15 protein-coding genes, 1 pseudogene and 1 riboswitch are annotated in these 17,906 nt (G+C 70.9%); of the genes and pseudogenes, 9 read left to right on the forward strand and 7 right to left on the reverse strand.

What is annotated here, in order from left to right:
• Positions 1-123 precede the first annotated feature (123 nt).
• Positions 124-302, forward strand: a riboswitch (cyclic di-AMP (ydaO/yuaA leader).
• Between the two features lie 4 nt (positions 303-306).
• Entirely contained in the window at positions 307-1,494 is a 1,188-nt protein-coding gene (locus ACQP2O_RS36675; RefSeq protein WP_433173283.1) for an NlpC/P60 family protein, read from the forward strand.
• A 30-nt stretch (positions 1,495-1,524) separates the two neighbouring features.
• Here the strand turns inward: ACQP2O_RS36675 and ACQP2O_RS36680 are convergent, their stop codons facing one another.
• Positions 1,525-2,856, reverse strand: coding sequence for a class II 3-deoxy-7-phosphoheptulonate synthase (locus tag ACQP2O_RS36680; protein WP_433173285.1), 1,332 nt, complete (start codon positions 2,854-2,856; stop codon positions 1,525-1,527).
• Positions 2,857-3,041: 185 nt separating this feature from the next.
• Here ACQP2O_RS36680 and ACQP2O_RS36685 point away from each other — a divergent pair, with 185 nt between their 5' ends.
• Positions 3,042-4,370 (forward strand): tetratricopeptide repeat protein, encoded by a 1,329-nt coding sequence (locus tag ACQP2O_RS36685; protein ID WP_433173287.1) that lies wholly within the window; start codon positions 3,042-3,044, stop codon positions 4,368-4,370.
• 133 nt (positions 4,371-4,503) lie between these two features.
• Here ACQP2O_RS36685 and tnpA read toward each other — a convergent pair.
• Positions 4,504-4,738, reverse strand: a pseudogene (gene tnpA / locus ACQP2O_RS36690) (IS200/IS605 family transposase); the annotation flags it as partial.
• A 225-nt stretch (positions 4,739-4,963) separates the two neighbouring features.
• On the opposite strand from tnpA, the gene ACQP2O_RS36695 reads away from it, so the two are divergent.
• Together ACQP2O_RS36695 and ACQP2O_RS36700 are read left to right on the forward strand one after the other, a co-directional pair.
• Positions 4,964-6,286 carry an RNA-guided endonuclease InsQ/TnpB family protein gene (locus ACQP2O_RS36695; RefSeq protein WP_433173289.1) on the forward strand — a complete coding sequence of 441 codons (1,323 nt, stop codon included), beginning with the start codon at positions 4,964-4,966 and terminating at the stop codon, positions 6,284-6,286.
• Positions 6,228-6,854, forward strand: coding sequence for a substrate-binding domain-containing protein (locus ACQP2O_RS36700; RefSeq protein WP_433191269.1), 627 nt, complete (start codon positions 6,228-6,230; stop codon positions 6,852-6,854). The genes ACQP2O_RS36695 and ACQP2O_RS36700 overlap by 59 nt, the downstream gene beginning before the upstream one ends.
• Before the next feature lie 29 nt (positions 6,855-6,883).
• Here the strand turns inward: ACQP2O_RS36700 and ACQP2O_RS36705 are convergent, their stop codons facing one another.
• Complete coding sequence (locus tag ACQP2O_RS36705; protein ID WP_433173291.1) at positions 6,884-8,008, reverse strand: DegT/DnrJ/EryC1/StrS family aminotransferase; 1,125 nt, start codon at positions 8,006-8,008, stop codon at positions 6,884-6,886.
• Between the two features lie 127 nt (positions 8,009-8,135).
• Here ACQP2O_RS36705 and ACQP2O_RS36710 point away from each other — a divergent pair, with 127 nt between their 5' ends.
• The gene (locus ACQP2O_RS36710) at positions 8,136-8,873 is read left to right on the forward strand and encodes a M50 family metallopeptidase (RefSeq protein ID WP_433173293.1); all 738 of its coding nucleotides are present in this window, start codon (positions 8,136-8,138) and stop codon (positions 8,871-8,873) included.
• A gap of 3 nt (positions 8,874-8,876) precedes the next feature.
• Here the strand turns inward: ACQP2O_RS36710 and ACQP2O_RS36715 are convergent, their stop codons facing one another.
• Both ACQP2O_RS36715 and ACQP2O_RS36720 read right to left on the reverse strand, forming a co-directional pair.
• Complete coding sequence (locus ACQP2O_RS36715; protein WP_433173295.1) at positions 8,877-9,584, reverse strand: COG4315 family predicted lipoprotein; 708 nt, start codon at positions 9,582-9,584, stop codon at positions 8,877-8,879.
• Between the two features lie 283 nt (positions 9,585-9,867).
• Positions 9,868-10,797: a hypothetical protein gene (locus ACQP2O_RS36720; RefSeq protein ID WP_433173297.1), complete on the reverse strand. Its 930-nt coding sequence runs from the start codon at positions 10,795-10,797 to the stop codon at positions 9,868-9,870.
• A 227-nt stretch (positions 10,798-11,024) separates the two neighbouring features.
• On the opposite strand from ACQP2O_RS36720, the gene ACQP2O_RS36725 reads away from it, so the two are divergent.
• Genes ACQP2O_RS36725 through ACQP2O_RS36740 form a run of 4 tightly spaced genes read left to right on the forward strand, consistent with a single transcriptional unit; the run spans position 11,025 to position 16,453 of the window.
• On the forward strand, positions 11,025-12,728 hold the full coding sequence (locus ACQP2O_RS36725) for an ABC transporter substrate-binding protein (RefSeq protein ID WP_433173299.1): 1,704 nt from the start codon (positions 11,025-11,027) through the stop codon (positions 12,726-12,728).
• Between the two features lie 31 nt (positions 12,729-12,759).
• The gene (locus ACQP2O_RS36730) at positions 12,760-13,719 is read left to right on the forward strand and encodes an ABC transporter permease (protein ID WP_433173301.1); all 960 of its coding nucleotides are present in this window, start codon (positions 12,760-12,762) and stop codon (positions 13,717-13,719) included.
• A complete protein-coding gene (locus ACQP2O_RS36735) occupies positions 13,716-14,705 on the forward strand; it encodes an ABC transporter permease (protein ID WP_433173303.1) in 990 nt (329 codons plus the stop codon). The genes ACQP2O_RS36730 and ACQP2O_RS36735 overlap by 4 nt, the downstream gene beginning before the upstream one ends.
• Entirely contained in the window at positions 14,702-16,453 is a 1,752-nt protein-coding gene (locus ACQP2O_RS36740) for an ABC transporter ATP-binding protein (RefSeq protein WP_433173305.1), read from the forward strand. The genes ACQP2O_RS36735 and ACQP2O_RS36740 overlap by 4 nt, the downstream gene beginning before the upstream one ends.
• Positions 16,454-16,553: 100 nt before the next feature.
• Here the strand turns inward: ACQP2O_RS36740 and ACQP2O_RS36745 are convergent, their stop codons facing one another.
• Positions 16,554-16,922 (reverse strand): hypothetical protein, encoded by a 369-nt coding sequence (locus ACQP2O_RS36745; RefSeq protein WP_433173307.1) that lies wholly within the window; start codon positions 16,920-16,922, stop codon positions 16,554-16,556.
• A 358-nt stretch (positions 16,923-17,280) separates the two neighbouring features.
• Positions 17,281-17,649: a hypothetical protein gene (locus ACQP2O_RS36750; protein ID WP_433173309.1), complete on the reverse strand. Its 369-nt coding sequence runs from the start codon at positions 17,647-17,649 to the stop codon at positions 17,281-17,283.
• Positions 17,650-17,906: the final 257 nt, after the last annotated feature.

Genomic DNA, 17,906 nt, shown 5'->3' on the forward strand with positions numbered 1-17,906 from the left:
CATCACCCAGAGTGACCATCCTCCGATCCCCCGGGCCATCTCCGCATGTTCTCGTTGGTCGCCCCGTCACTATCCGTTAATCTCCAGCGAGTCGTCACCGGCCGAGAGACGGCCGGACCGCCGAATCGCCCGTCGCGTCAGCCGACGCAACGGGGAACCGGGGACCCACTCGCGAAGCCACGGGGCACCTCCCGCCTTCGCATCCGGGGTGAATCCGCGCCCGTCGCCGACGGTGCGCGGTAGGGCTTCTCTTCCGTCCGAACCCGTCAGCTAACCCGGTAGGCGGCCTGAGGAGAGGAGCACTGGATGGCGTCATCGCACCCTGCGGACAGCCGCGATCCCCATCATCCCGGGAAGGGCACGGCCCGCCGTACGGCCGTCGTGACCCTCACACACGACCCGCAGAGGGCCGCCGGCCGTCACACGGCCGCAGTGGCCTCCACGCAGGACCCGCGCCGCCCCTCGAAGGCCACGGCCCGCCGTACGGCCGCAGTGGCCTTCGCACCGGACCCGCGCCGCCTCCCGAAGGGCGCGGGCTGCCGTACGGCCGCTGCGGCCTTGGCCCTCGTCGTCGCCGGGTTCGCGTCGCCCGCGATGGCGGACACCGCCCGGCCCGGCTCCCGCATCGACGCGCTCCGCCAGCGCGCCGACCAGCTGAACAACCAGCTGGAGCAGCTGACCGAGCAGTACAACGGCCTCAAGGTACGCCTGGAGCAGGCCCAGCGGGCGGCCGTCGTCGCCGGCCAGACCTCGGCCCGGGCCGCGCAGGCGCTCAAGGCCATCCAGCACAAGGTCGGCCGGTTCGTCGCGATGCGCTACATGAGCGGCAGCAACGACGACACCCCCGCCCTTCTCGCCGCCTCCGACCCGCGCGCCGTCCTCGACCGGGCCGCGACCCTGCACTACTTCACGCAGCAGGACGACACCCAGATCCGGCAGCTGACCCAGGCCATCCAGAACGCCCAGTGGACCGGCCAGGACGCCCGGGAGCGCGCCGCGCAGGCGGCCCGGCTCAGGGTCCAGCTCGCCCAGCAGCGCGCGGCCATCAAGCACGACCTGGAGAAGGTCCGCAAGCCGCTGCTGCGCGACGCCGTCGAGCGCGCCGGCAAGGGCGAGAAGGTGCCCCCCATCCCCGGCGGCCCCGGCAAGGCGGTCGGTGCCGTACGGGCCGCGCTGTCGCAGCTCGGCGTGCCGTACGTCTGGGGCGGCGCGGCACCCGGCCGGGGATTCGACTGCTCCGGCCTGACCATGTGGGCCTACAAGCAGGTCGGCGTCAACCTGCCGCACTACGGCGGCGACCAGTGGAACGCCGGCGTCCACGTCTCCCGGGACCAGCTCGAGCCCGGCGACCTGGTGTTCTTCTACTCCGATATCCACCACATGGGGATGTACATCGGCGACGGGAAATTCATCCACGCGCCGCACACCGGCGACCACGTCCGCGTCGCGGACCTGTCGACCCGCCCGTTCGCCGGCGCCGTCCGCGTCGTGTGACGGCCGCCGGCCCCGGACGGGTCGCTCGCGCTACTTTCCGGTGCGGTACATCTCGGCGACCATGAACGCGAGGTCGAGCGCCTGGCCGCGGTTGAGCCGGGGGTCGCAGGCGGTCTCGTACCGCTGGTGGAGGTCGTCCTCGACGATGTCGTGGCCGCCGCCGACGCACTCGGTGACGTCGTCGCCGGTGAACTCGATGTGCACGCCGCCCGGGTGGGTGCCGAGCGCCCGGTGCACCTCGAAGAAGCCGGCGACCTCATCCATCACGTCGTCGAACCGGCGGGTCTTGTACCCGCTCTCCGCCTCGAAGGTGTTGCCGTGCATCGGGTCGCAGATCCAGGCGACCTGGGCGCCGCTCGCCGTGACCTTCTCCACCAGGGCGGGGAGGTGGTCGCGGATCCGCCCGGCGCCCATGCGGGTGACGAACGTGAGCCGTCCGGGCTCCCGGTCGGGGTCGAGCAGGTCGATGAGCGCGAGGGCGTCCTCGGCGGTCGTGGTCGGCCCGAGCTTCACGCCGATGGGGTTGCGGATGTGGCGCATGAAGTCCACGTGCGCGCCGTCGAGCTGCCGGGTGCGCTCGCCGATCCACAGGAAGTGCGCGGAGACGTCGTACGGCAGGCCGGACCGTGAGTCGATGCGGGTCAGGGCGCGCTCGTAGTCCAGCAGGAGCGCCTCGTGGCTGGAGTAGACCTCGACCCGGTGGAACTCCTCCGGGTCCGCTCCGCAGGCGTGCATGAACGCCAGGGCCCGGTCGATCTCCCCGGCCAGTCGTTCGTACCGCTGGCCGGCCGGGCTCTCGGCGACGAAGTCGTGGTTCCAGGCGTGGACCTGGCGCAGGTCGGCGTAGCCGCCCTGGGTGAAGGCGCGGGTGAGGTTCAGCGTCACGGCCGCGGCGTGGTAGGCGCGCAGGAGGCGCTCCGGGTTCGGCACCCGGGCCTCCGGGGTGAAGTCGAACCCGTTGACCATGTCGCCCCGGTAGGCGGGCAGCTCGACGCCGTCGCGCACCTCGGACGGCTTCGACCGCGGCTTGGCGAACTGGCCCGCCATCCGGCCGATCTTGACGACCGGGACGCTCCCGGCGTAGGTCAGCACGACGGCCATCTGCAGCAGGGTCTTCAGCTTGTTGCGCACGTCGTCGGCGGTCGCGCCGGAGAACGTCTCGGCGCAGTCGCCGCCCTGCAGCACGAACGCCTCACCGCGTGCCACGGCGGCCAGGTGCGCCTTGAGCTGGTCACACTCGCCCGCGAACACCAGCGGCGGGAGCTTGGACAGCTGGCCCGCGACGTCGCGGACGCGGGCGGGGTCGGGCCAGTCGGGCTGCTGCGCGGCCGGAAGATCGCGCCATGAATCGAGGAGGTCCACGAGACCCAAGGGTATCGAGCGGGCGACAAGCCCGGGTCATACAACCTGCGTATTCCCCCCTGCTTCGTCCATCTCTCCCCCACTTTGACGAGCTCGGTGTCCCGCGACCGCCGCGTCGGCCGGCACGAAACTCTGCGATGATGGGCCGATCCCGCAGATCGCCGACGACGCATGAGGTTCTGACAATGAGCACGAACAGCCGCGCCTATGACATCTGGCTCCGCAAGCCGGAGGAGGCCCAGCAGCTCCTCGAGCAGAAGCGAGCGGATCTCGACGGTGACGGTCTGTCCCTGCTGTCCTGGCTTGTCCTCACCAACGAGCGTGACGACCGGAAGGCCGAGCAGATCGCCGGCCAGGCCGTCGCGGCCGGCGGCGACACGCGGTTCGCGACGGCGGCGCTGGCCGAGGTCTACAAGTGGCGTGGCGACTACGGCCGGGCCGCGCAGATCGTCCGGCAGGCGCGTGAGAAGTACCCGACGATCCCGTGGTACGCCCTGACGCTGGCCGACGTCCTCAAGGACGGCGGGTGGATCGACGACGCCGAGACGATCCTCGAGTCGGTGGTCAACGACTCCCAGTTGCGGCGGCACGCGCTCAAGCGCCTGTCGAAGTGGGCGGTCGACCGCGGTGACAAGCCGCGTGCGCTGAAGTACCAGACGGAGCTGATCGCGCTCGCCCCCGACTACCTGGTGTACGCCTCGGACTACACCCTTCTCGCGTCGCTCCGGCTGGAGGCCGGCGACCCGGCGGGCGCCCGCGACATCCTGCAGCGCGGCGCGTCGATCTACGCGCGCAACCAGCAGATCCGGCAGATGCTGCATCAGCACTTCGGCGAGATGCCGCCCGAGAAGGCGCCGAACATCCCGCCGGTCGACGAGCGCGCGGTCGGCGCCCGCCGCGTCCCGATCAAGACGAAGATGATCACGCTGCGCACCGGCATCCTCCCGATCATCCAGGAGGCCACGCAGGGCATGCTGCAGCCGGACGACATCCTCGCGCTGTCGGAGAGCCCGGCGTCGGCCGGCCAGGGCCGCATGATCCCGCTGGAGCTGATCACGCCGGAGGGCATGGCCAAGCAGCTGAGCAAGTTCGTCGGCAAGATCGGCCCGCTGCACAGCCCGGCCGGCATGCAGGGCGCGATCCTCGAGGCGGGCCGGACGAAGGTCATCCTCGGCGCCGCCGCGGGTGCGGCCGGCAAGCTCGTGGGCAAGCGCGGCTGGTTCTACCGCGTCGCGGGCCCCGGCGCGGCGATGATCGACGACGTGGCGGCGGCGCTTCCGCCGCACGACCACCACCTGCTGTTCGGCCCGGGCCGCCCGGACAAGCTGTCGGAGGACCTGTCCGCGGCGCTCGGCTGCCACGTCTGCGTCGTCGACGCCAACCACCTCACCGGCGCATGGGTCGTCGGGGCGTCCAAGGGCGTCGACCGCAAGTGGGTCGAGAACGTCCTGTCCGACAACCCGGCCGGCAACGAGGACGAGCAGACCCCGATCGTCCTCATCCGCAAGGGCTAGGTCAGAGATAGCAGGAATTGATGTACGGCCCCAGCACCTGCTGGGGCCTAAGCTCATCCGCAAGATGTCAACGACTCGGCCCTGAAGGAACCGGGGCTAGGGCGCGAGCGTGCTTTCCCCGCACGTGACCGCCTCAGGTGGGTCGCTGCTGGTTTTCGATGTATTGGCGGATGGCGGTGAGGGGTGCTCCTCCACAGCTGCCTGTGAAGTAGGAGCCGGGCCAGAAGTGGCCGTCCCACAGGTAGCAGCGGCGGTGCTGTATTCCTTGCGGAGCAGTCGGACGGAGACGCCTTGAGGGAGTTGACCGGTTTGGACGGCTGGACTTTCGGGGGGTCGTGTACGAGCAGGTGAACGTGGTCGCCTTCGCCGCTTCTTCCGGAAGATGTCCCCCACATGATGGTCTCCGGTCGGCAGATCGTCCGCGACGGCCGCCACCTCCTCATCGACGACGCCCCCGAGCCTTGACGGCCGCGATCAGCGGCCTGACCGACTGATCTCGCTCGGATTTTCGAATCATCGGGCGGAGTGTCGGCATGGATCGATACGCTCAGTGCATGGCTCGTCACGTAGCGACGCCCAGGGTGAGCGATCCCGTGGAGGAGCTGGAGAAGTGTCAGTTCGGGCATCGGGCCCGGCTGGCTCCTTCTCCTGCGCAGGAGCGTCTGCTCGATGATCAGGGGCATGCGGCCAGGGCGTTGTGGAATCTTTTGCATAATTGGTGGACGATGCTGCCCAAGCATCGGCGCACCCTGGCTGCTGCCGATGCCGCGATCCGTCAGGCGCGCACCGACCCGGAGGAGGGTTTGGAGTGGCTGGCGGTTCTGCCTGCGCAGGCAGCCCAGGCGGTGCTGAAGACGTATTTCCAGGCGTGGCGGAACTGCTGGGAGGGTCGCTGCGGACCGCCGAACTTCAAGGCCCGGTTCCGTACGTTGATGTGCGTGGACGTTCCCCAGGGCCGGGATTTGCAGGTGGCACGGGTGCATCGCCGGTGGGGGATGGTGAACATTCCCAAGGTCGGCCGGGTCCGGTTCCGGTGGACCAAAGACCTCCCGGTCGGTAAGCGGGCCGATGCTGGCAACCGGATCACGGGGGCGCGGCTGGTCAAGAACGCGCTGGGCTGGCACATCGCTTTCCGTGTCCAGACCCTGGAACCCGTGCCCGCACCCCACTGCGGGCCACACGTGGGGATCGATGCCGGGGTGAAGATTCCGCTGGCCCTGTCCGACGGCGACCACCAAGATCACGGACGGCCCCGCACCAGCGGCGGCAAGGCCGACCGGGACAAGTGGCTCACGCCCGCGGAGAAGGCCAAGCTGGTTCGGCTGGAACGCCGGGCCGCGCACCGCAAGTCGTTCCGTAAGCCGGGTGAGCGGTCCTCGCGCCGGTTGCAGCGGACCTATGACCAGATCCGGGCGCTCCGCGCGACAGCCAAGCGCCGTTCCCTGGACTGGCAGCACCAGACCACCACCCGCCTCGCCGACCGGTACGGGACGATCGTGGTGGAAGACCTCAACATCGTCGGCATGGTCAAATCCGCCAAGGGCACGGTCGAGGCACCGGGCAAGAATGTCGCGCAAAAGTCCGGGCTGAACCGCGCCATCCACCAGGAGGCGTGGGGACGAACGGTCCAGATGCTGACGTATAAGACCGCCCGCCGTGGCGGGGCCCTGCACAAGGTCCCCGCCGCTGGCACCTCCAGAGAGTGTCACTCCTGCCACACCACCACACCCGGCAGCCGCGAAGACCAGGCCACATTCGTGTGCAAGAACCCCGAGTGCGGGTGGACCGGCAACGCCGACCTGAACGCCGCATGCAACATCCTGCATAGGTACCGGACGGGCCACGCGCTCGTCCCGGCTGCCGGAAGGGCAGTCGTCAGACGCGCACGCCGCGTCAAACCCACCACCGCAAGGTAGGCGGGAATCTCCCACCCTCAGATGGGAGAGAACTTCAACGGGGCCGGTACCACCGGAGAGCGAGCTCGGCGGCAAGGACGTCCCGATCCGGATCGTCGGCCGCGACGGCGAGTCCGGCAGCCGCCAGATCTTCCAGACGAAGCTGCTCGGACGCTCGGAGGGCGCGGCGTCCTCCACCGAGTGCCAGGAGAGCAGCCCGCCGCTCCACGCGCCGACGATCCGGTGCGAGCTGAGCACCACCCAGGAGCTGATCGACAAGGTCGCCGAGACGCCGGGCGCGATCGGGTACGCCGACGCGCCGACGGCCAAGACCGAGGCCGCCCGGCTGCAGAAGTTCCACGTGGTGACGCTCGACGGAAAGCTTCCCGACGCCACGAGCATCGCGCAGGGCTATCCGTTCTGGACCGTGGAGTACCTCTACACGGCGGGCGCTCCGGAGTCCTCGTCGCTGCTGAAGAACTTCATCGCCTTCCTGGGCAGCGCCAACGCGCGCGCCGAGCTCAGCATCCGGGGCTATCCCCCCTGCATCGACCGGAACGGCAACCGCAACGCGCTGTGCATCCAGTAAGTGTGCATCCCGGTGCCGATACCCCTGGCCTACCGGTGGGCGGCGGCGACGGCCTCGCTGGCGGCGTGCGCGACCTGTTCCATGTGCCAGGTCGACAGGCCCTGGTGGACCGGGAGCGCGAGCATCTCGTGGCGCAGCGGCTCCAGCTCGGCGAACCGGTGGCGGTCCAGGAGCGGGTGCGGCACCGGCCAGATCTCGATGGAGCGCACACCGCGCTTCTGCAGCTCGGCGATGGTCCGGTCGCGCTGCGGGACGCGTACGGGATAGTAGAGGGGCGCGACGCCGTCGGGCAGGCCGCGGAACCGCGGCGGGCAGACCTCGGGCAGGGCGTTCAGCAGGGTCAGGTAGTTGCGGCGCCGGTGCTCCCGGATCTTCTCGCCGTCCGCGCCGTGCACGGCCCACTCGGTCATGCGGGTGGACTTGGAGGCGGCGACCTCCAGGTCGGCGACCTCGAGGTTCCACTCGCCGATGACCGTCTCGGTGAGGGTGCCCTCCTCCACCGCCTGCTCGGCCTTGCTGACCTTGCGGAACACCTTCGTGGCGGGGGCCCGCAGCACGCCGGCGCGGGACTGGGCCGCCCATCCCATGCCCTGGGAGGCGACCGAGCGGGCCATGCGCTTCCACGGCGGCCGGCCCTCGGCGTCGATGTGGCCACCCCGGATGAGCACCGCACCGCCGTCCGGGACGCCCAGGGACTTGCGCGGGCAGAAGATGGCCGCGTCGCCGCGCGAGCCGATGGCGGCGCCGCCGTCGTAGGAGAACAGCGCGTGCGCGGCGTCCTCGATGACGCGCGTGCCCTGCGGCATCGGCGGCATCGGGAAGCCGTAGTAGGAGATCAGGTAGGTGGCGTGGCACTGCTGCGCCACCTTGAACAGGTCCTCCACGTCCACTTCGAGCGTGGGCAGCACCCGGTAGAACACGACCTCGATGCCCGCCAGCCGGGCCGCCTCGACCTCCGAGCCGCAGTGGTAGGCGGGCATCGCCATCCGGTGGCCCGGCCCGAGGCCGAGGGCCTTCAGCGCCAGCCAGATCGCGCCGCGCCCGAGGTGGGTCAGCGTCAGCCCGGGCGAGTCGAACGGGAACTGCATGGACCGCCGGGTGACCAGCGCGGCCGGCTCCATCGGGGGATAAACGCTCATCAACGGGTCGCTCATAGATCCCCTACCCTACTGGCCACCCAGGTGGAGAATACGGGTTCGCCCGATTCGGAAACTCGGCCGCGGTGCGGCGCGTCGTACCCGGTACGGGCGGGTGAGCAGCCCATTGAGGAGAGGTGACGCATTGGACACGGCAACGATCGGTGGCGTGTGGCACGAGGTCGTCGGCACGCAGCCGCACCCGCCGTGGTGGCTGGTCGCCGTCACCGGCGTGGCGGCGCTCGTGGCGGTGTCCATCCGCTCGGTCTGGCACCTCCTCCGTAACGTCGTGACGATCGCGCACGAGGGCGGGCACGCGTTCGCCGCGCTGGTCACGGGCCGGCAGCTGCAGGGCATCCGGCTGCACTCCGACACCTCGGGCGTGACGGTGTCCCGCGGCAAGCCGCATGGACCGGGCATGATCGTCACCGCGTTCGCCGGGTACGTCACGCCGCCGCTGCTCGGCCTGGGCGCGGCCGCCCTGCTGGCCGTGGGGCACATCACGGCCCTGCTGTGGGCGAGCATCGTCCTGCTCGCCGCGATCCTCGTCATGGTCCGCAACGCGTACGGCGTGGTGTCCGTCGTCACGACCGGCGCGGTCGTCTTCGCCGTGTCGTGGTTCGGCACGGCCACCGTGCAGGCGGCGTTCGCCTACGCGTTCACCTGGTTCCTGCTACTCGCGGGGGCGCGGCCCGTCGTGGAGCTGCAGAGCAAGCGCTCCCGGGGCCGCGCGCCCGACTCGGACGCCGACCAGTTGGCCCGCCTGACCGGGATGCCCGGCCTGTTGTGGGTGTTCGGCTTCGGCGTGGTGGCCGTGGCCGCGCTCCTGGCCGGCGGGTCCTGGCTGCTGCCGGACACGATGCCGCAGCTGCCGAGCTGGTGACGGTTACTTCCGGGTGATGGGAGCGCCGGTCGTGGCGTCGACGACGTACCACGGCGCGCCGTACGACGTGACGCCCTGGCCCTTCATGTCGCCCGGTGCCTTGTCCTGGTCGTAGTAGTACAGCGGCCAGCCGTTGTAGACGAGCTGCTTGGAACCGTCGGGCCGGGTCGCCGTCGACAGCTTGGACGCGTCGACGCCGGGTCCCGCGCTGGGCGACGCGCCGGGTGATCCGCCGGGTGACGCGGCCGGTGATCCGGTCGGCGATTCACCGGGCGACGCGCCCGGTGACCCGCCGGGTGACGCCCCAGGCGATCCACCGGGCGATGCGGCCGCGCCGCCGGCGACGAACGGCGGCCATTCTTTGGCACAGGCGCCCGTGCACGCGGACTTGCCGCCCTGGCCCTTGTCCTTCTCGAACATGTAGAGCGTCTTGCCCGTACCGTCGACCAGGATCGTGCCCAGGCTGGTCTTCTTGGCGTTCACCACCGCGGCGCCGGCAGGGGCAGACGGCATCGCCGAAGGCGACTCGGTCGGGGACGCCGCCGGGGACTCCGTTGGGGACGCCCCAGGGGGAGAGGCCCCCGGGCTGGTCGGCTGGGCGTACGGTCCCCCTCCGCCCTGCGATTCCGGCGTGGTCTTGCTGCCTTCGCCACAGGCCGAGCCGAGCAGGCCCAAGGCCAGCACTCCGGCGGCAATGACTCCGTTACGCATTGTCCGTTCCTTTCCCCCGGTAACGTAGGAGGGCACGTACGGACGCACGCGTGGTTCGCCGTCATGCCCCGCGTCCGCGAGCCGGGAACGTCTTCTCCCGAGGCCGCCCAATGTGCCCCGGCAATTCGGTTACCCGTCGCGACGGCCCGTGAAGTGGAAGCGGCGGTTTTCTTTAACCGGCAAAGCGGATGCTTGACCGGACATGCCGATGTCCGGACGCGATGATGACGCGCTCCAGGGACTTACGGGGCCGACGCCTCGAACCCGGACAAACACCAGCGGGTCAGTCCGCCAGCGCGTCGAGTCCCTGACGGAAGAAGCCGAGCGCCGCGGCGCGCTGGTCGTCGGCGGCCAGGAGCGCGGTGTACGGAAGGGACGCGCCGCCGAACGCGTCGTCGTTCCAGAACGCGCCCGTCCGCTTCGCCCAGGGGGCGACGTACAGGTACGGCTCGGGATGCTCCCCGTCGCCGGGGGACGCGCCGCACGAGGCCCGCCGTCCGGCGGCCTCGTCGCCGGCGTCGAGGGCGGCGTCGAAGTGCTCTGGCCACAGCTGCACGCGGCTCGGGTCGAGCGGGCGGACGTCGAGGCGCAGCTGCTCCAGCACCGACCAGGCGAAGCCGAACCACGCGCCGAGCGCGCCGGCGGCGGGCGGGCTCACCGTGAGCGGCAGGTCGGGGTCGGCCGGCGTCTGGGGCGTGTAGACGTCCGCGGGCATCCCCAGCGGGATCCCGGCCAGGCCGGCGGCCTCGCCGAGGGTCTTCGGGGCGTGCGAGGCGTCGTCGACGACCAGCCGGCCGGCCTCCACGCGGACCTGCCGGTCGGCACCGAAGAACGGGGTGCCGAAGCCGCCCCGGGTGAACCGCAGGCCGATCTTGCCGTTGGCGGCGTACCGGGCCGCGGCGACGACGTGCTCGCCGAGGGCGTGCAGCGTCCGGCGGGTCGCGGCGAACTCCCGGGGCAGCGGGGCCAGCCGGCGCCAGGCGCCCAGCCAGCGGTCCGCGCAGAAGCCCGCCAGCTCGGGGCGCTCCCGGGCCAGGTCGTCCCAGGTGCGGCCGAGCCCGGACACGGGGGTGACCAACTTGGCGCCGTACGGGCCTTCGAGGGGATCGTCGGCGTACCAGGGCGGTGTCGCCACGGCGGGCGGGGACGGCTCCAGCACGCGGACGTCGTACTCACCGTCCAGCAGGTCCCAGGCCTCCCACCGCGGATTCATCGCGCTCCATTCGCCGACGTCACCCTGGTCGCCGGGTGCGCGTGTGCCGGTCGCGCTCGAGGCGATCCGGCACGCCCCTAGTTGACCATGGATCGGACGGCGACGGAACATGGTTGTCAGGCTTCACCACGGCAAGGATCTTCTTATTTCCTACCAAGAAAGTATATATTGCTCCAGGCCCGCCACCGCAGGCGGTGTCGCCGCTCCCCCGGAATGAGAAACCCCCGATGATGCGAAAAGTCCCCGTCCTGCTCACCGCCGCCGCCGTCCTGGCCGCCGCGTCGGCGTGCTCGTCCAGCGGCTCGGCCTCGTCCTCCGGCAGCGCGGCGTTCGACCCGAAGAACTGCCAGGGCGGGACGCTGTACATCCTCGACCAGGACTCGGCGACGGACGAGCACTTCGACCCGGCGCGGATCTACACCTCCGGCGGCGGCGCCGTCCCCTCCCTCGTCTTCCGCACGCTGACCACCCGCAAGCGGGTGCCCGGCCAGGCGGGCACCACCGTGGCCCCCGACCTCGCCACCGACACCGGCAAGCCCGGCGACGACGCCAAGACCTGGACCTACCACCTCCGGGACGGCCTGAAGTTCGAGGACGGGACGCCCATCACCTCGAAGGACGTCAAGTGGGGCGTGGAGCGCTCCTTCGCGCCCGAGCTGACGGGCGGCATCCCGTACCTGCGCGACTGGCTGGTCGGTGGCGCCGACTACCAGGGCCCGTACAAGGGCAAGGAGCTCGACTCGATCCAGACGCCCGACGACAAGACGATCATCTTCAAGCTGCGCAAGCCCGAGGGCGACTTCCCCTACGTCGCGACGGCCACGCAGTTCGCCCCGGTCCCGAAGGCCAAGGACGGCGGCACCACGTTCGAGAAGCACCCGATCTCCAGCGGTCCGTACAAGGTGCAGACCCACGTGCAGGACAAGAACCTGACGCTCGTTCGCAACCCCAACTGGTCGCGGACCGTCGACGACCAGCGGCTCGCCTGCCCCGACCGGATCGAGGCGACGTACGGTCTCAGCTCGGCGGTGATCAACCAGCGGCTCAGCACGAGCGCCGGCAAGGACTCGAACGCGATCACCACGGACACCGACCTGAGCCCGGCCGAGCTGGCCCGCATCTCCGGTGACCCGAACCTGAAGAAGCGCACCGTGCGCGGTCAGTTCGGCTACACGAACTACATCGCGTTCAACACGAAGATCAAACCGTTCGACGACGCCCGCGTACGGCAGGCGATCTCCTACGCCGTCAACCGGCAGGCGGCCGTCAACGCGGTCGGCGGCAGCTCGCTCGCCGCGCCGGCGACGACGTTCCTGCCCGACCAGGCGGCCTTCGGCTACCAACCGTACGACGCCTTCCCCGCCGGGCCCGCGGGTAACCCGGCGAAGGCGAAGGAGCTGCTGGCCCAGGCGGGGCAGTCGAACCTCACGATCACGCTGGGGCACCGCAACAGCGACTCCCACCAGGACGGGCCCGCCGTGGCCACGGCGGTGCAGGAGGCCCTCAAGCAGGCGGGCATCACGGTCAAGCTGAAGGCGTACGACCAGGCGAGCTACCGCTCCATCGAGACCAAGCCGGCCACCGAGCCGGGCATCTTCCTGACCGGCTGGGGCGCGGACTGGCCGACCGGCGGGCCGTTCCTCGCCCCGATCTTCGACGGGCGGCAGATCCTCAAGGACGGCGGCAACTACAACTTCGCGCAGTACGACGACCCGAAGGTGAACGCCGAGTTCGACGCGATCAACAAGATCTCCGACCCGGTCCAGGCCCGGCCCCGCTGGGGCGCCCTCGACGCCGAGCTGGGTCAGCAGGCGCTCACGGTGCCGCTGTTCCACCCGATCTACCTGCGGCTCTACGGCAAGAACGTCAAGAACACCTACCTCGACCAGTGGCGCGGCTCGTACGACCCGGCCATGGTGTCCGTCAAATGACGGGCCACGCCTTGACTCGCTGGGCGTCGGCGTGACCGAGCTCGTCACGGACATCGGCGGTCCGGACGTCACCGCGTCCGGGCCGCCGACGCGCGCCCGTCAGGTGCTGCGGCGGCTGCGGTCGGACCGGCCCGCCATGGCCGGCCTCGTCGTCACGGTCGTCCTCATCCTGGCCGCCGTCTTCGCCCCGCTGCTGGTCGCGCTGGAGGGCCAGGACACGACGACGTTCCATCCCCAGCTGCTGGACTCCGCGCGCGGCGGCGTGCCGCACGGCGCCCTGGGCGGCGTCAGCGCGGACCACTGGCTGGGCGTGGAGCCGACCACCGGCCGCGACCTGTTCGCGCGCGCTCTGTACGGCGCCCGGATCTCCTTCACCGTCGCGTTCGGGACGCTGGTCGTGCAGCTGCTGCTCGGCGTGACGATCGGGCTGGCCGCGGGGTTCGGCGGCCGGATCGCCGACGCCACGCTGGGCCGGCTGATCGACCTGTCCATCTCGTTCCCGCAGCTGATGTTCGCGATCGCGCTACTGGCGATCGTGCCGCAGTCGTTCCCCCGGCCGGTCCTGCTGATGCTCGTCATCGGCCTGTTCAACTGGGGCGGCACGGCCCGGCTGACCCGCGGGCAGGTGCTGTCCCTCAAGACCCGCGACTACGTCGCCGCCGCGCGGTTGTCGGGCGCGTCGCCGGCGCGGATCGCCCGGCGCGAGATCCTGCCCGGCGCGCTGCCGCAGGTCCTCACGTACGCGGCGATCGTGCTGCCGGGGAACATGGTCTCCGAGGCGGGGCTGTCCTTCCTCGGCGTGGGCGTGCACCCGCCGACCTCCTCGTGGGGGCAGATGCTGTCGACCGCCACGACCTGGTTCCGGGCCGATCCGATGTACGTGCTGGTGCCGGGCCTGTCGCTGCTGACGGCCGTGCTGGCGTTCACGCTGCTCGCCGACGGGATACGCGCCGCCCTGGATCCGAAGGCGTCGCTGCGAGGCCGCCGATGACCATCTACCTGCTGCGCCGCCTCGGCAGCCTCCTGGTGCTGCTCGTCGTGATGACGGCGGTCGTCTACGGCATCTTCTACGCCATCCCCGCCGATCCGGCGGTCCTCGTCTGCGGGAAGGGCTGCGACGGCGCCCAGCTCGCCGTCATCCACCACAAGCTCGGCCTCGACCAGCCGATCACCACCCAGTACTGGCACTTCCTCGAGGGCCTGGTCGTCGGCCGGGACTACAGCTCCGGGCCGGACGTCACCCACTGCGCGGCGCCCTGCCTGGGGTACTCCTTCCAGACCGACCTGCCCGTCCTGTCGCTGATCGCCCAGCGGCTCCCGGTCTCGCTGTCGCTGACCGCGGGCGCCATCGTGCTCTGGACGATCGCCGGGGTGTCCCTCGGGCTGGTGTCGGCCCTGCGCGAGAAGCGGCTCACCGACCGGCTGATCACCGTCTTCGTGCTCGGCGGCCTCGGCACACCGGTGTTCGTGAGCGGCCTGCTGCTGCTCATGGTGTTCTGCGGCTGGCTGCAGTGGCTGGACTTCCCGGTGTACGTGCCACTGACCGACGACCCGATCGCCTGGGCGCAGAACCTGATCCTGCCCTGGCTGACGCTCACCATCCTGCAGTCCGCGATCTTCACGCGGCTGACGCGTACCGGCATGCTCGAGACCCTGTCGGAGGACCACATCCGCACCTTCCGCGCGTACGGGCTGCCCGAGCGCCGCGTCGTCGGGCGGCACGCGCTGCGCGGCGCGCTGACCCCGCTGATCTCGATCAACGCGGTGGAGTTCGGCGTCGTCCTGGTGAACGCCATGCTCACGGAGACGCTGTTCGGGCTGCCCGGCATCGGCCAGCTGATCGTCCAGTCGTCGAACAACGTCGACCTGCCGGTCGTGGCGGGCCTGACGCTGACCGCCGGCCTGGCCGTCGTCCTGGCCAACACCGTCGCCGACCTGCTGTACGCGGCGGTCGACCGAAGGGTGGTCCTGGCATGACCGGCGACGGGCGCGGGGACGTACGGCGGGGTCAACGGCAGGACGGCCCTGTCGTGACCGGCGAGGGCGGTGGGGACGTCGACCCTGCTGTACGCCGGGGTCAACGGCAGGACGGTGCCGTCGTAGCCGGCGAGGGCGGTGGGGACGTCGTCCTGTCGGTGCGCGATCTGACCGTCGAGTTCCCCTCCGGCGACGGCGTGCTCCGCGCCGTCGACGAGGTGTCCTTCGACCTGGCCGCCGGCGGCGCGCTGGGCGTCGTCGGAGAGTCCGGGTCCGGCAAGAGCACGACGGCGCTCGCCCTCCTGGGCCTGCACCGGCGCACCGAGGCGCGGGTCACCGGCCGGATCCTCCTGGGCGGAGACGGTCCGGAGCCCGCGGACGTGAACGCGCTCGACGACGAGGAGATCCGACGGGTGCGGGGGCGCCGCATCGCGATGATCTTCCAGGATCCGATGTCGGCGCTGGACCCGTACTACCGGATCGGCGACCAGATCGCCGAGGTGTACCGCGCCCACTCCGGCGCCGGCCGGAAGGCCGCGTGGGCGCGGGCGGTGGAGGTGCTCGACCGGGTCGGCATCCCGGACGCCGCGCGGCGGGCCCGGGCGCGCCCGCACGAGTTCTCCGGCGGCATGCGGCAGCGGGCCCTCATCGCGATGGCACTCGCCTGCGAACCGGAGATCCTGGTCGCCGACGAGCCGACCAGCGCGCTGGACGTCACCGTGCAGGCGCAGATCCTCGACCTGCTCGACGAGCTGCGCGCCGACATGGGCATGGCGCTGCTGCTCGTCACGCACGACCTCGGCGTCGTGTCACGGTCGGCCGACGAGGTGCTGGTCATGCACCAAGGGCGGACGGTCGAGCGCGGCCCGGTGCACGAGGTGCTGCGCGCCCCGGCGCAGCCGTACACCCGTGGCCTGCTGGAGGCCGTCCCCCGCCTCGACGCGCCCCGGGCCGCCCGCCGTGAGCCCGGCGAGCCCCTGCTGACGGTCACGGACCTCACGCGGGAGTTCCGCCGGCCGGGCCGGGGGCTGCGCCGCGACGTCGCGCGCGCCGTGGACGGGGTGTCCCTGGACGTACGGCGCGGCGAGACGCTCGGCGTCGTCGGGGAGAGCGGCAGCGGCAAGACGACGCTCGTGCGGATGATGGTCGGGCTGCTCGCCCCGACCTCGGGCCGGATCGTGTTCGACAGCCGGGAGATCACCGGGCTGCCCGAGAAACGGCTGCGCCCCATCCGGCGCGACCTGCAGATGGTGTTCCAGGACCCGATGTCCTCGCTGAACCCCCGGCACACGGTCGCCGACAGCATCGCCGACCCGCTCCGGGTACGGGGCGTCCCCGACGGGGAGGCCCGCCGGACGGCGCGGGAGCTGATGGAGCGCGTCGGCCTGGATCCCGCGCGGCACGACCGGTACCCGCACGAGTTCTCCGGCGGGCAGCGCCAGCGGATGGGGATCGCGCGGGCGCTGTCCCTGCGGCCCACGCTGCTGGTCTGTGACGAACCCGTCTCCGCGCTCGACGTCTCGACGCAGGCGCAGATCCTCGAACTGCTCCGCGACGTGCAGGAGGACTACGGCCTGACCATCGTCTTCGTGTCCCACGACCTCGCGGTGATCCGCCAGGTGAGCGACCGGGTCGCGGTGCTGCGCGACGGCACGCTGGTCGAGCTGGCCGACGTGGACGAGCTGTACGAGTCGCCGCAGCACGAGTACACCCGGACGCTGCTCGCGGCGGTGCCCGTCCTGGCCTGAGGGGTTCGTCGAACGGAAGCGCCGGCCGCCCCGGGAACGGGCGGCCGGCGCCGGACGTCACGCGGATCGTGGGCTCCCCACCGGGGACCCCACGAGCGAATCAGTCCGCGCAGATGGCGAAGACGCTGATGCCGACGTCGTTGTAGCCGATCTGGCGGCCGAGGACGATCCAGCCTCGGGCGTCGTCGGTCGGGAAGCTGCCGACCAGGATGGCGCCGTTGCCCCGGGCTTCGCCGCCGCCACCCAGGACGTGCTTACCGCTCGGGCAGTAGAGCGTGCGCCGCTGGAAGTTGGGGACGTTCGCGTTGGCGAGCGTGACGAGCTGGTAGCCGGACGGCAGGGCCGCCATCCTGCCGTGGGCGGCCGGCCGCGCGGCGACGTTCGCCTTGTCGGCGTAGGCGGCGAGACCGGTGGCGGCCACCAGCGCGAGAGCCGTGACGCCCGTTCCGATCACGTACGTTCTCCGCATGCAGATCTCCGTTCGGGGGGTAGCAGGAACTGCATTGCCCGGATCCGCAGGGCTGCCTTATCGGCGGCCATTCAGATCCATCGCCTCTCCTACCCGAGCGGTTTTTCGATAACACGCGGTATCTCAATTCTCGCACGCCCGCCGGCGAATGGCTCCTATTTTTCGCGAGATTTCCGATAGCCGCTACTAGCGCCACTGTTCGCTAATGACGAGAAGGTCATGAATGGCCGATTTGAGGCTGACGCGGGACCCGGAGCCTACGGACGCCGGCCGCCCGGGGACCGGGCGGCCGGCGCCGTGCCTCACGCGGACCCCGGCCGTTCACCGCGTCTTGAACGGCCGGAGATCCGCGGCGAACTCAGGAGGCGCAGATCGCGTAGACGCTGATCCCGACCGTCGAATAGCCGTTCTGCCGGCCGAGGGCGATCCAGGCGCGGCCGTCGTCGGCCGGGAAGCTGCCGACGAGGATCGCGTCGTTGCCCCGCGCCTCGGCGCCGCCGCCGAGGACGTGCTTGCCGGCCGGGCAGTAGAGCACACGCCGCTGGAAGTTCGGGACGTTCGCGTTGGGAAGGGCGACGATCTGGTACCCGGCGGGCAGGGCCGCCGTCTTGCTGTGGGCGGCGGGCGCCGGAGCGGGAGCGCCCTTGTCCGCGTGGGCTGCGAGGCCGGTGGCGACCACTGCCGCGAGAGCCATCGTTCCCGTTCCGAGCGCGTACATCTTCCGCATGCAGATCTCCGTTTTTCGAGGTAGCAGGAACTGCGTCGCTCGAATCCTTGGAAGCGCCTTTATCGGCGGCCCGTCGGATCCATTGCGTCTACTACCCGGAAGATCTGCGGTCACACTCGGTAATTAAATGATCACCACGCGAGGTCGGGTAACTCCAGCCGTTACTCCCGAGATATTCGGTAAACAGTTTTAGCGACGGCGACCGGAAATGCCGAGAAAGCCGCCAATGGCCGGTTCGGGCCGCGACCGCCTCGGCA

Source organism: Actinoallomurus sp. CA-150999, from assembly GCF_050942425.1.
Classification (GTDB): Bacteria; Actinomycetota; Actinomycetes; order Streptosporangiales; family Streptosporangiaceae; genus Actinoallomurus.